Source organism: Streptomyces sp. NPDC055103 (assembly GCF_053607625.1).
The window spans coordinates 1-11,483 of sequence record NZ_JBSGTX010000125.1; the positions used below are offsets into that span (position 1 = coordinate 1).

Here is an 11,483-nt window from a genome sequence, read left to right on the forward strand (position 1 = left end):
GTACACGGCCACGCTGCCGATACCCGCGTCCCGGCACGCCCGGGCCACACGGACAGCGATTTCGCCACGGTTGGCGATGAGCACCTTGCGCACGATGGCTCCCTCCTTGAAACAAGCTGAGTTTAGGGACTGCCGACACGGCCTCTCGACCCGTCCCCAGTGGTGAGCTTGCCCACACGGAGCGTGACCCCGGGCCTGCTCGGGTCGTGAATTCCCTTGTCGCACCACGGTACGCAGGGTTCCTTTACGGCACAGTAGCTCCGAGGTGTGGCGCAGGTCTCTGTTCGTCCGGCCAGTCGCCATTCGGGTTTCTTTGTCGGGTCTCTACGAACGGTCCGTTGATTCTTTGCCGAGTGATGGGCCGCCACCACCCTTGTGCGAACTCTTGTCCGGGGGTTTACCGGCCAGTAGCCTTCGCGCTGTCGATCGTACTGTCGGTAACAGGTGAATGCAGGGGGTGGCCGAGGTGGCCCGCAGACCGATAGCTCTCGTGACGGCGGCGGTGCTCTTCCTCGAAGCGCCCGGCATCGTCGCGATCAACGCCGTCATGGCGAGGTTCGTGGAGGCCCAGTCGATGTCCCTCGACGGCATGGACCCCGACGCCATGGTCGCCGGGACCTGGGGTCTCGGCATCGGCTCCGGTGTCGCGCTCGTCCTGTGCGGCCTCGTCGCCCTCGTCGCGGGCATCCGCGACCGCCGCCCGGGCCGTCTGGGCCGGGGGCTGCTCATCGGCTGCGCGGTCGTGCACGGCGTCCTCGGCGCGGTCGCCGTCGGCCTGCTCGGCTGGCGCGCGTTCGCCTTCCTGATGGCCGTGGTCGGACTCGTCGTCCTCACCCTGGTGATGTACGGGAAGGAGCACGGGGCGCGCGGGGAGGACGCCGGCGCCCCCGAGGAGACGCCTGCCGCAGCCTGACCCGTGGCCTCAGGTCCAGAGGTCGGTGATCTGGACGTTCAGCTTCCGCAGCAGCGTGCGCAGCAGCGGCAGCGACAGGCCGATCACATTGCCCGGGTCCCCGTCGATGCCGTCGACGAACGGCGCCGAGCGGCCGTCGAGGGTGAAGGCGCCCGCCACGCGCAGCGGTTCGCCGCTCGCGACGTACGCGGCGATCTCGTCGTCCGTCGGCTCGCCGAAGCGGACCACGGTGGAGGCCGTCGCCGACTCGTAGCGCTTCGCGGCCGTGTCGTAGACGCAGTGACCGGTCTGGAGGATGCCGACCCGGCCGCGCATCGCCTTCCAGCGGGCGGTGGCCTCCTCGGCGTCGGCGGGCTTGCCGAAGGCCTGCTTGTCGAGCTCCAGGACGGAGTCGCAGCCGATGACGAGCGCGCCGAACACCTCGGGGCGGGCGGCCACATGGGCGGCCTTGGCCTCCGCGAGGGCGAGGGCGAGCTCGGCCGGGGTCGGGGCGTGGACCTTGTCCTCGTCGACACCGCTCACGATCACCTCGGGGTCGAGCCCGGCCTGCCGGAGCAGCCCGAGTCGGGCGGGGGACGCGGAGGCGAGGACGACACGGCGCGGATCAGCAGTCATGGGGTCAGCGTAGTCAGTGCGGTACTCACTTCGCGTTGACCACGATCATCTCCACCACCATCGCCAGCGCGAGGACGACGCCTGAGCGGCGGAGCATCTTCTGCATCTCGCGCAGGAACCTCGGCGGCTCGTTCTTCGGGTCGGACCACAGCATGCTCCGATCCTCCGCGCGGGGCGCGCGGGGCGCCTGAGTACGGATACTCAAGCGCCCCCGTACCGAAGGACTATTCGCGGAGCGGCCCTGAGTGCCCCTCAGGGGCGGTGGAACACGCCCGCGCGCGCCGCCGCGAGCGCCGCCGTCGCCGCGCGTTCCGCCACGTCGCCGGTGAGCTCCTCGTGGGTGACCGCGAAGCGGTAGTAGAGCGGCGCGGAGACGGCGCGGAGCAGTTCCACCGCGTCCGTGCCCTCGGGGATCTCGCCGCGCGCCACGCCCCTGGCGACGACCGGGGTCCATTCGGCGAGCCGGGTCCGGTAGAAGCCGGCGAGCGCGCGGGCGCACTCCTCGTCGCAGGCCGCCGCCGCGATGACCGCGCGGAAGACGGCGCCCATCCGGGGGTCGGTCAGGGTGTCCCGTACGAGTGCGGCGTTGGCCCGCAGGTCGCCCGCGAGGCCGCCGGTGTCGGCGGCGGGCAGGGACTGCTCCGCCATGTCGTGCAGGAGGTCGGTGACGAGGCCGACGGGGGAGCCCCAGCGGCGGTAGACGGTGGTCTTGCCGACGCCCGCGCTCGCGGCGATCCGGTCCATGTTCAGGGCGTGGAAGCCGGTGTCCGCGAGGGCGTCACGGGTGGCGTCGAGGACGGCTCCGCGGACCTTCGCGGTGCGGCCGCCGGGGCGCAGGGTGCCGGGCGAGGCCGGCCGGCTCTCAGTCAAACGGGCCTCCAGTTCCATTAAGTCCTTCGACTCTGCTACGGTACGGGACATCTTAACGGAACCAGTCTCCCATTAAGGGGTTGAGTGTCATGGTCACCCTGGATCTCCCGACACCCACGGAACGCGCCGAAGCCCGTATGACCGGCCGCATGCGGCTCGTCCTCGTCGTCCTCCTCGTCGCCCAGTTCATGCTGGCCGTCGACTTCTCGATCCTGAACGTCGCCCTCCCCGTCATCGGCCAGGGACTCGGCTTCACCCTCGGCGGCCTCCAGTGGATCGCCACCGCCTTCGCCCTCGCCGCCGCCGGCTTCACCCTCCTCTTCGGGCGCGTCGCCGACCTCGTCGGCCGCCGCCGCCTCTTCCTCGGCGGCATGGCGCTCCTCGGCGTCTCCTCCCTCGTCGGCGGACTCGCCACCGGACCCGAGACACTCATGGCCGCCCGGGTCGCCCAGGGCCTCGCCACCGCCGCCGTCACCCCCGCCGGGCTCTCCCTGCTCACCGCCTCCTTCCCGGAGGGCCCACTGCGCGCCAAGGCGCTCGGACTCAACGGCGCCCTGATGTCCGCGGGCTTCACCACCGGCGCGATCCTCGGCGGCGTCCTCACCGACCTGCTCTCCTGGCGCTGGGCGTTCCTCGTCAACGTGCCGGTGGCCCTCGCCGTCCTCCTCGTCGCCCCCGCCGTCCTGAGCGAGAGCCGCCCGGCCGTCCGCCCCCGCCTCGACATCCCCGGCGCCGCCACCGTCACCGGCGGACTCCTCGCCCTCGTCTACGGCCTCACGGTCGCCGGTGAGCACGGCTGGACCGACCCCACCGCGCTCACCGCCCTCGCCGCGGGCGCGGCCCTCCTCGTCGCCTTCGTCCTCGTCGAACGGCGCGCCGCCTCACCGCTCGTCCCCGTCCACGTCCTGAAGCGCCGCACCGTCGTCTGGGGCAACCTCGCCGGGCTCGTCGCCTTCGTCACCGAGACCTCACTGGTCTTCCTGCTGACCCTGTACCTCCAGGACGTCCTCGGCTTCTCCCCGCTCGCCGCCGGCCTCTCCTTCGGCGTCCTCGGCGCCGGCACGATCCTCGGCGGCGTCCTCGCCTCCCGCTTCATCGGCCGCTTCGGCGCCCGCTCCGCCCTCGTCACCGGCGGACTCCTCCAGGCCGCCGCCACCCTCTCGCTGTACGGGCTCGGCGACGACCGGGGCAGCCTCGGGCTGCTGCTCGCGGCGACCTTCGCCGGCGGCGTCGGCAACATGCTCGCGATCGTCGGCTTCATGGTCACCGCCACCTCGGGCATCCCCGAAGGCGAGCAGGGCATGGCGACCGGGCTCGCGACCATGACCCAGCAGGTCGGCATCACCATGGGCACGCCGATCATGAGCGCCGTCGTCGTCACCGCGCCCGTGCTCCTCGACGGCATCGGCCTCGCGGTCCTCGTGAACGCCGCGATCGTCGCCGTCGGAGCCGTACTCGCCGGCGTCTTCCTCCGCCGCGGGTGACGCCGTACGGCATCAGGCACGGCGTACGACATCCGGGCCCGCCGTACGGCATCCGGGCACGGCGTACGACATCAGGTGCATCGGAGCACGCGAGAGGCCGGACCCCCCGCACACGGGGTCCGGCCTCTCGTCATGTCGTCGCGACGACGCCTACACGGGCCAGTACGACCTGGCCCAGGCCCGCGGGCCCGGCCGGTGCCGTACCGCGCGGGCGATCCGGGAGGGATCCGACCACTCCTCCGATATCGCCGGGCCGCCGCCCTCGGCGGACGCCGCCGCCGTGGCAGCGGCCCGGGCCTGAACCACCGCCAGTGCGGCGGCCAGCTCCTCGGGCGTCGGGTTTCCTCGTACGACCTTGATCACAACGGCTCCTTCAGCGCTCGTACGCGGCTTACAGCGGGATGTTGCCGTGCTTCTTCGGGGGAAGGGATTCCCGCTTCGTACGCAGCTGACGCAGGCCCTTCACGATCTGCGGGCGGGTGTCCGACGGCATGACGACACCGTCGATGTAGCCGCGCTCGGCCGCGATGTACGGGTTGAGCAGGGCGTCCTCGTACTCCCGCATGAGGCGCGCCCGCTCGGTCTCCTGGTCCTCGGCCTCGGCGATCGTCCTGCGGTGCAGGATGTTGACCGCGCCCTGCGCGCCCATGACGGCGATCTGCGCGGTGGGCCAGGCGAGGTTGAGGTCGGCGCCCAGGTGCTTGGAGCCCATGACGTCGTACGCGCCGCCGAAGGCCTTGCGGGTGATGACCGTGATGAGCGGGACGGTGGCCTCGGCGTAGGCGTAGATCAGCTTCGCGCCGCGGCGGATGATGCCGCCGTACTCCTGGTCCACGCCCGGCAGGAAGCCCGGCACGTCGACGAAGGTGATGACGGGGATGTTGAAGGCGTCGCAGGTGCGGACGAACCGCGCGGCCTTCTCGGAGGCGTTGATGTCCAGGCAGCCGGCGAACTGCATCGGCTGGTTGGCGACGACACCGACGGGGAAGCCCTCGACGCGGCCGAAGCCGGTCAGGATGTTCGGCGCGAACAGCGACTGGGTCTCCAGGAACTCGCCGTCGTCCAGCACGTGTTCGATGACCTTGTGCATGTCGTACGGCTGGTTGGCCGAGTCCGGGATCAGCGTGTCCAGCTCGCGGTCCTCGTCGCTCACCTCGGTGTCGGCGGCCTCGGGGAAGGCCGGCGGCTCGGAGAGGTTGTTCGAGGGCAGGTAGGACAGCAGGGACTTCACGTACTCGATGGCGTCCTTCTCGTCCCCCGCCATGTGGTGGGCCACGCCCGAGGTCGAGTTGTGCGTCCGCGCGCCGCCCAGCTCCTCGAAGCCCACGTCCTCGCCGGTGACCGTCTTGATGACGTCGGGGCCGGTGATGAACATGTGCGAGGTCTGGTCGACCATCACCGTGAAGTCGGTGATCGCGGGGGAGTACACCGCGCCGCCCGCGCAGGGGCCGACGACCAGGGAGATCTGCGGGATGACGCCGGAGGCGTGGGTGTTGCGGCGGAAGATCTCGCCGTACATGCCGAGCGCGCTGACACCCTCCTGGATGCGGGCGCCGCCGGAGTCGTTGATGCCGATGACGGGGCAGCCGGTCTTCAGCGCGAAGTCCATCACCTTGATGATCTTCTGGCCGTACGTCTCGCCGAGCGCGCCGCCGAAGACCGTGAAGTCCTGCGAGAAGACCGCGACCGGGCGGCCGTCGACCGTGCCGTAGCCGGTGACGACACCGTCTCCGTACGGCCGGTTCTTCTCCAGGCCGAAGTTGGTCGAGCGGTGCCTGGCCAGCTCGTCCAGCTCGACGAACGACCCTTCGTCGAGGAGCAGGCCGATCCGCTCGCGCGCGGTCAGCTTGCCCTTCGCGTGCTGCTTCTCCACCGCGCGCTCCGAGCCGGCGTGTGTGGCCTCGTCGATACGGCGCTTGAGGTCCGCGATCTTGCCCGCGGTCGTGTGAATGTCGATCTCGTACTGCTCTGCCGGCTCGGACATCGGGATGCGGCTCCCTGCCTGGTCACGGGGGGTTCGTTGACTACGAATGGGCTACTGCTGAGCTACTGACCCGTAGCGTATCGACGCCGATACGGTTCGGCACTGCGGTCTTTGCCACACCTAGTCTGGCTTGCATGACGACCTCTCAAGGCTCCGGCCGGCCCTGGTCCGACCTCGACCGGCCCCCGCTGAACGCCCCCGCCCTGCGCCGCGCGCTCGTGCGGCCCGACGGTCTGTGGACCTCGCTCGACGTGGTCAGCAGCACCGGCTCCACCAACAGCGACCTCGCCGCCCGCGCCGACGAGCTGCCCGAGGGCGCGGTGCTCGTCGCCGAGGAGCAGACCTCGGGGCGCGGCCGGCTCGACCGCAGCTGGACGGCGCCCGCCCGGTCCGGGCTCTTCCTCTCCGTCCTCCTCAAGCCGGGCGTGCCCGTGCACCGCTGGGGCTGGCTCCCGCTGCTCACCGGCGTGGCCGCCGCGACGGCCCTCGCGAAGGCCGCCGGGACCGACATGTCCCTCAAGTGGCCGAACGACCTGCTGGTTTCCGTCGGCGGCGAGGAGCGCAAGGCCGGCGGCATCCTCGCCGAGCGGGCCGGCGAGGACGCCGTCGTCGTCGGCATCGGCATCAATGTCACGCTCCGTGAGGAGGAGCTCCCCGTCCCGGCGGCCGGCTCCCTCCTCCTCGCCGACGCCGTCTCCACCGACCGCGACACCCTCCTGCGGGCCGTCCTGCGCTCCCTCGCCCAGTCGTACGGCGACTGGGTGCGGGCGGGCGGCGACCCGGACGCCTCCGGCCTCAGGACGGCCTACACGGACGGCTGCGCGACCCTCGGCCGCCGCGTGCGGGCGGACCTGCCCGGCGAGCGGATGCTGGAGGGCGAGGCGGTCGGCCTGGACGGCGACGGGCGCCTCGTGGTGGCCGCCGAGGGCGGCGGCACGGAGGCCGTCGGCGCGGGCGACATCGTGCACCTGCGGACACCCGCCTGAGGGCCTCAGGACGTCGGGGACGGGGGCCGGTCGCGGCCAGGACCCCGTCCGAGGAACGGAATGGCTCGGCGTTCAGGCGTGAGCCATTCCACACCTGTCGTATCGTGGAGCGCGATCCAGGCGACAGATCGGCAGGACAAGTGGGCAGGGAACGGGCAGGAGGCGGCCGGTGACCGTCGACGACGCGAACGCGGGCGGCTCATCCGAGCAACCCCCGTCTTCCGTACCCGAGCCCTCCGCGTACCCCACCCCGCACCACGAGGTCGACCACACGGCCGAGCCGAGCGACGACCCCCTCGCCATCCGGCTGGAACAGCTCATCCTCGGCGCCGACCGCCGCTACACGCCGTTCCAGGCCGCCCGCACCGCCGGCGTCTCCATGGAGCTCGCCTCCCGCTTCTGGCGCGCGATGGGCTTCGCCGACATCGGCCAGGCCAAGGCGCTCACCGAGGCCGACGTCCTCGCGCTGCGCCGGCTCGCCGGCCTCGTCGAGGCCGGACTCCTCAGCGAGCCCATGGCCGTCCAGGTCGCCCGCTCCACCGGACAGACCACCGCCCGGCTCGCCGAGTGGCAGATCGACTCCTTCCTGGAAGGCCTCACCGAGCCGCCCGAGCCCGGCATGACCCGCACCGAGGTGACGTACCCCCTCGTCGAGCTGCTCCTGCCCGAGCTGGAGGAGTTCCTGATCTACGTCTGGCGGCGGCAGCTCGCCGCCGCCACCGGCCGGGTCGTGCAGGCCGCCGACGACGAGGAGATGGTCGACCGGCGGCTCGCTGTCGGCTTCGCGGACCTCGTCGGCTTCACCCGGCTCACCCGCCGCCTGGAGGAGGAGGAGCTCGGCGAGCTCGTCGAGGCCTTCGAGACGACCTGCGCCGACCTCGTCGCCGCGCACGGCGGCCGGCTCATCAAGACCCTCGGCGACGAGGTGCTGTACGCCGCCGACGACCCCGGCACCGCCGCCGAGATCGCCCTCCGGCTCATCGAGACCCTCGGCCACGACGAGACGATGCCCGCACTCCGCGTCGGCATCGCCTTCGGCACCGTGACGACCCGCATGGGCGACGTCTTCGGCACCACCGTGAACCTCGCGAGCCGCCTCACCTCGATAGCTCCGAAGGACGCCGTGCTCGTCGACGGCGCGCTCGCGGAGGAGCTGTCCAGGACCGGGGAGGCGCCCGTCTCGGAGACCGAGGCGGCCGAGGAGGCGGCCCGCGCGGAGAAGGAGGGCCGCCAGGCCGCCACGTACCGCTTCGCGCTCCAGCCGATGTGGCAGCGCCCCGTACGAGGCCTCGGCGTCGTCGAGCCCTGGCTCCTGACCCGCCGTCCCACCTAGGGCCTGTCTGACAATTCCCGTCGGGTCCGGCCCGCCCGGCACGCACGCTCGCCGCACGGCCGTGACGCCCCCGTAGTCCCCCGTAGCCCTTCGGGCACGGGAGGTACCCCCACCGCTACGACGACGCCCCGGCCGCACGCCGATCGCACGCACCGAACGACCCGGCCTATCCGACGCCAATTGTCAGACAGGCCCTAGGATTCCGATGCACGCCCGTTAACCGTCGTTAACGGGCCCAGTCGGTCGGGAGGGCGTACGGCATGTCCGAGCAGCGTTTTGGTGAGTTCGTGGTGGTCCGGAAGGACGGGAGCGGGCATGTCGCCGAGCTCGTCCTCGACCGGCCCAAGGCCATGAACGCCGTCTCCTCCGAGATGGCCCGCTCCCTCGGCGCGGCCTGCGAGGCGCTCGCCGCCGACGCCGCCGTCCGCGTCACCGTGCTCACCTCCTCGAACGACCGGGCCTTCTGCGTCGGCGCCGACCTCAAGGAGCGCAACTCCTTCACCGACGCCGAACTCGTCCGCCAGCGCCCGACCGCCCGCGCCGCCTACACCGGCGTCCTCGAACTGCCCATGCCGACCGTCGCCGCCGTGCACGGCTTCGCCCTCGGCGGCGGCTTCGAGCTGGCGCTCGCCTGCGACGTGATCGTCGCCGACGCGACCGCCGTCGTCGGCCTCCCCGAGGTCTCGGTCGGCGTCATCCCCGGCGGCGGCGGTACGCAGCTGCTCCCGCGCCGGGTGGGCGCGGCGCGCGCCGCCGAGCTGGTCTTCACGGCCCGCCGGGTGGAGGCCGAGGAGGCCCGCGAGCTGGGCCTCGTCGACATCCTGGCGGAGGACGCGCGGGCGGGTGCCCTGGCGCTGGCCGTGCGCATCGCCGCCAACTCGCCGGTCGGACTGCGCGCCGCCAAGAAGGCCATGCGGCTCGGTCAGGGCCTGGACCTGCGGGCCGGCCTGGAGGTCGAGGACGCGGCATGGCGGTCGGTGGCGTTCTCGGGCGACCGCGCGGAGGGCGTGGCGGCCTTCAACGAGAAGCGGAAGCCGGAGTGGCCCGGGGAGTGAGCCGCTGCGGTGCGTGACCCCGGTGGCGGTCCCGGTGGGCCGTTCCGGTGAGCAGCCCCGGTCCAGTGATCCGTCCGCGCCCGCCGTCCGGATTTTCACTCCGCGTCACTTTCCGTGACGTCTCGCGAGGGAAAACGGACTAATACTCCCTAAGCTGGAGGAATGGGTGAGGATGTGCGGCTGCGGGCCGTAGTGGCGCTGGCGCAGGGGATGGCGGCGGCGCACACTCCACGCGAGTTCTGGCGGGCGGCGGCGCTCGGGTCCTGCGAGGGGCTCGACGGGACCTTCGCGGCCCTCTCCGTCTGGGAGCGGGACCACGGCCGGCTGAAGGTCCTGGTCAACGCCGGGGAGCGGGCCGTGGGCGAGGAGGAGTTCCCGGACTCGGAGACGTATCCGGTGCACCAGTTCCCCGAGATCACCGAGTTCCTGCACGAGGCCTGGGCGGGCGGCGGCGAGCCGGACGCCTGGGTGGAGACCGTCACCGACCGGGTCCCGACCGGCCGCGTGGCGGGCCTGCGCAAGCGGGGCCGGGGCTGCTGCGTGGTCGCCCCGATCGTCCTGCACGGGCGGGCCTGGGGCGAGCTGTACGTGGCCCGCCCGCCCGAGGCGAAACCTTTCACTCGGGCCGACGCCGACTTCGCGACCGTCCTCGCGGCGGTCGTCGCGGCCGGCATCGCCCAGGCGGAACGCCTGGAGGAGGTCCGCAAACTGGCCTTCACCGATCCGCTCACCGGACTCGCCAACCGCCGGGCCGTCGACACCCGCCTCGACGAGGCCATCGAGCGCTACCGGGCCGACGGCTCGGTCGTGAGCCTGCTGGTCTGCGACCTCAACGGCCTCAAGCGGGTCAACGACACCCATGGCCACGCGGTCGGCGACCGGCTCCTCGAACGCTTCGGCTCCGTGCTCTCCCGCTGCGGCGCCCGGCTCCCCGGCGCGCTCGCGGCCCGGCTCGGCGGCGACGAGTTCTGTCTCCTCACGGTCGGCCCGACGGCGGACGAGGTGGTCGCGGTCGCCGAGGAGCTCTGCGGACGGGCGGCCGAGCTGGAGCTCGGCGAGGGCGTGGCCTGCGGGGTGGCGTCCACGGGCGACCCGATCGGCCCGCTCAGGTCGGCGCGCCGCCTCTTCCGCCTCGCGGACGCCGCCCAGTACCAGGCGAAGGCCGCGCGCTCGGCGAAGCCGGTCGTGGCGGGCCGGGACGGCACGGTCATCCGCCTCGCCGACGCCCCGCCGGGCGCCCGCGACCGCCGCCGCTTCCGCGACGCCCCACCGGTGGAACGCCCCTCGGAGGGCCCCTCGCGGGTGGAACCGCTGCCGGGGGAGATCCTGCCGGGGGAGTCTGGGCCTGTGGAGCCGCCGGTGGAGGGGGCTTAGCCGGGGAGTCGCCGGTGGAGGGGGCTTAGCCGGGGAGTCGCCGCTTCCTCGGCGGGGGTGTCGCGGCCTGACGCCCGCTCCGCGTGGGACCGCGCCGGAGCGGGCGTCAGGGCCCGAAGCCGCCTGGGAGGCCCTCACCGCGCTGCGCGCGACCTGTGACGGCGGCGGCCGGTAGCGCGGCGGGCTCAGACCGCTCGGTCGTCGAGCAGCCGCCAGGTCGTGAGGGCGATGCGCGCCCGGGTCAGACCGGTGGCCTCGGTGACGTCGAGGCCGAGGGTCTTCGAGATCTGGTCGAGCCGCCGGGCGATGCTGCTGTGGTGCAGGTGGAGGAGGTCCGCGGCCCGCCGCAGGGAGCCGGTGGCGCAGTAGGTGTCCAGGGTCTCCAGGTCCTCCGGGTTGCCGTCGGCGAGCCGGGCGACGGCGGCCACGTCGACGTTGTCGCGCGCGATGCCCTCCGGGACCTCGGCCCTCCAGCGGTGGAACGAGCCCGACTCCTCGGGGGTGCCGCAGCCCCACCCCATCGACGGCGCGCTGTCGACGCTGTACGGGCAGGCGCTGTGCGGGGACGAGGGCGCAGGTATCACCGGCTGAGCCCGCCTCAGGAGCCCTGGGGCGCGCCTTGTCGGGCCCCCGCGCAGGCGGGACACAGGGTCTGGCCCTCGACGACCGGCCGGAACAGCATGGGCTGGGTGTGTCTGCCGGTGCACTCCTGTGCGCCTTCGAGGCGTGGGGAGAGGCGGGGTGGCCCGGCGGGCGGGGGCTCGTGCGGGCGCTGGGGTGGTACGTGGCGCAGCAGGTATCTGACGAGCCCGCCGGGCCGGTGTACGGGCGTCCCGGCGCTGGGCAGGCCGCGCAGCACGTGCTCGTGG

Annotated in this window: 13 protein-coding genes and 1 pseudogene; 6 read left to right on the forward strand and 8 right to left on the reverse strand. The window is 72.8% G+C overall.

Annotated elements, in window-relative coordinates:
- Positions 1-93, reverse strand: a 93-nt coding sequence (locus tag ACWFR1_RS39145; RefSeq protein ID WP_351219746.1) for a biotin carboxylase N-terminal domain-containing protein, incomplete at its 3' end; no start/stop codon positions are given.
- Positions 94-448: 355 nt separating this feature from the next.
- Here ACWFR1_RS39145 and ACWFR1_RS39150 point away from each other — a divergent pair.
- Complete coding sequence (locus tag ACWFR1_RS39150) at positions 449-913, forward strand: hypothetical protein (protein WP_453560583.1); 465 nt, start codon at positions 449-451, stop codon at positions 911-913.
- A gap of 9 nt (positions 914-922) precedes the next feature.
- Here the strand turns inward: ACWFR1_RS39150 and ACWFR1_RS39155 are convergent, their stop codons facing one another.
- From ACWFR1_RS39155 to ACWFR1_RS39165, 3 genes are all read right to left on the reverse strand, one after another.
- Entirely contained in the window at positions 923-1,528 is a 606-nt protein-coding gene (locus ACWFR1_RS39155; protein ID WP_453560585.1) for a nucleoside triphosphate pyrophosphatase, read from the reverse strand.
- 25 nt (positions 1,529-1,553) lie between these two features.
- Positions 1,554-1,682, reverse strand: coding sequence for a morphogenic membrane protein MmpB (mmpB, locus tag ACWFR1_RS39160; RefSeq protein WP_453560588.1), 129 nt, complete (start codon positions 1,680-1,682; stop codon positions 1,554-1,556).
- 98 nt (positions 1,683-1,780) lie between these two features.
- The gene (locus tag ACWFR1_RS39165) at positions 1,781-2,449 is read right to left on the reverse strand and encodes a TetR/AcrR family transcriptional regulator (protein ID WP_453560590.1); all 669 of its coding nucleotides are present in this window, start codon (positions 2,447-2,449) and stop codon (positions 1,781-1,783) included.
- 38 nt (positions 2,450-2,487) lie between these two features.
- On the opposite strand from ACWFR1_RS39165, the gene ACWFR1_RS39170 reads away from it, so the two are divergent.
- On the forward strand, positions 2,488-3,882 hold the full coding sequence (locus tag ACWFR1_RS39170; protein ID WP_453560592.1) for an MFS transporter: 1,395 nt from the start codon (positions 2,488-2,490) through the stop codon (positions 3,880-3,882).
- Between the two features lie 150 nt (positions 3,883-4,032).
- On the opposite strand, the gene ACWFR1_RS39175 is transcribed toward ACWFR1_RS39170, so the two are convergent.
- Together ACWFR1_RS39175 and ACWFR1_RS39180 are read right to left on the reverse strand one after the other, a co-directional pair.
- Positions 4,033-4,245: an acyl-CoA carboxylase epsilon subunit gene (locus ACWFR1_RS39175; protein ID WP_453560594.1), complete on the reverse strand. Its 213-nt coding sequence runs from the start codon at positions 4,243-4,245 to the stop codon at positions 4,033-4,035.
- 28 nt (positions 4,246-4,273) lie between these two features.
- Positions 4,274-5,866 (reverse strand): acyl-CoA carboxylase subunit beta, encoded by a 1,593-nt coding sequence (locus ACWFR1_RS39180; RefSeq protein ID WP_453560597.1) that lies wholly within the window; start codon positions 5,864-5,866, stop codon positions 4,274-4,276.
- Between the two features lie 134 nt (positions 5,867-6,000).
- Here ACWFR1_RS39180 and ACWFR1_RS39185 point away from each other — a divergent pair, with 134 nt between their 5' ends.
- The 4 genes from ACWFR1_RS39185 (at position 6,001) to ACWFR1_RS39200 (ending at position 10,614) form a co-directional block, all read left to right on the forward strand.
- Positions 6,001-6,852, forward strand: coding sequence for a biotin--[acetyl-CoA-carboxylase] ligase (locus ACWFR1_RS39185; RefSeq protein ID WP_453560600.1), 852 nt, complete (start codon positions 6,001-6,003; stop codon positions 6,850-6,852).
- Positions 6,853-7,021: 169 nt separating this feature from the next.
- On the forward strand, positions 7,022-8,185 hold the full coding sequence (locus tag ACWFR1_RS39190) for an adenylate/guanylate cyclase domain-containing protein (protein WP_453560603.1): 1,164 nt from the start codon (positions 7,022-7,024) through the stop codon (positions 8,183-8,185).
- A 260-nt stretch (positions 8,186-8,445) separates the two neighbouring features.
- Positions 8,446-9,240: an enoyl-CoA hydratase/isomerase family protein gene (locus tag ACWFR1_RS39195; RefSeq protein WP_453560606.1), complete on the forward strand. Its 795-nt coding sequence runs from the start codon at positions 8,446-8,448 to the stop codon at positions 9,238-9,240.
- A gap of 162 nt (positions 9,241-9,402) precedes the next feature.
- Positions 9,403-10,614 (forward strand): diguanylate cyclase domain-containing protein, encoded by a 1,212-nt coding sequence (locus ACWFR1_RS39200; RefSeq protein WP_453560609.1) that lies wholly within the window; start codon positions 9,403-9,405, stop codon positions 10,612-10,614.
- A 185-nt stretch (positions 10,615-10,799) separates the two neighbouring features.
- On the opposite strand, the gene ACWFR1_RS39205 is transcribed toward ACWFR1_RS39200, so the two are convergent.
- Both ACWFR1_RS39205 and ACWFR1_RS39210 read right to left on the reverse strand, forming a co-directional pair.
- Positions 10,800-11,198, reverse strand: a complete 399-nt coding sequence (locus ACWFR1_RS39205) for a helix-turn-helix domain-containing protein (protein ID WP_453560611.1) — start codon at positions 11,196-11,198, stop codon at positions 10,800-10,802.
- 14 nt (positions 11,199-11,212) lie between these two features.
- Positions 11,213-11,483 (reverse strand): annotated as a pseudogene (locus ACWFR1_RS39210) (hypothetical protein); the annotation flags it as partial.

Excerpts from the sequence above, each read along its gene's own strand:
- ACWFR1_RS39150 (WP_453560583.1), top strand. The coding sequence starts at position 449 with ATGCAGGGGGTGGCCGAGGTGGCCCGCAGACCGATAGCTCTCGTGACG.
- ACWFR1_RS39155 (WP_453560585.1), bottom strand. The coding sequence starts at position 1,528 with ATGACTGCTGATCCGCGCCGTGTCGTCCTCGCCTCCGCGTCCCCCGCC.
- mmpB (WP_453560588.1), bottom strand. The coding sequence starts at position 1,682 with ATGCTGTGGTCCGACCCGAAGAACGAGCCGCCGAGGTTCCTGCGCGAG.
- ACWFR1_RS39165 (WP_453560590.1), bottom strand. The coding sequence starts at position 2,449 with ATGTCCCGTACCGTAGCAGAGTCGAAGGACTTAATGGAACTGGAGGCC.
- ACWFR1_RS39170 (WP_453560592.1), top strand. The coding sequence starts at position 2,488 with ATGGTCACCCTGGATCTCCCGACACCCACGGAACGCGCCGAAGCCCGT.
- ACWFR1_RS39180 (WP_453560597.1), bottom strand. The coding sequence starts at position 5,866 with ATGTCCGAGCCGGCAGAGCAGTACGAGATCGACATTCACACGACCGCG.
- ACWFR1_RS39185 (WP_453560600.1), top strand. The coding sequence starts at position 6,001 with ATGACGACCTCTCAAGGCTCCGGCCGGCCCTGGTCCGACCTCGACCGG.
- ACWFR1_RS39195 (WP_453560606.1), top strand. The coding sequence starts at position 8,446 with ATGTCCGAGCAGCGTTTTGGTGAGTTCGTGGTGGTCCGGAAGGACGGG.
- ACWFR1_RS39200 (WP_453560609.1), top strand. The coding sequence starts at position 9,403 with ATGGGTGAGGATGTGCGGCTGCGGGCCGTAGTGGCGCTGGCGCAGGGG.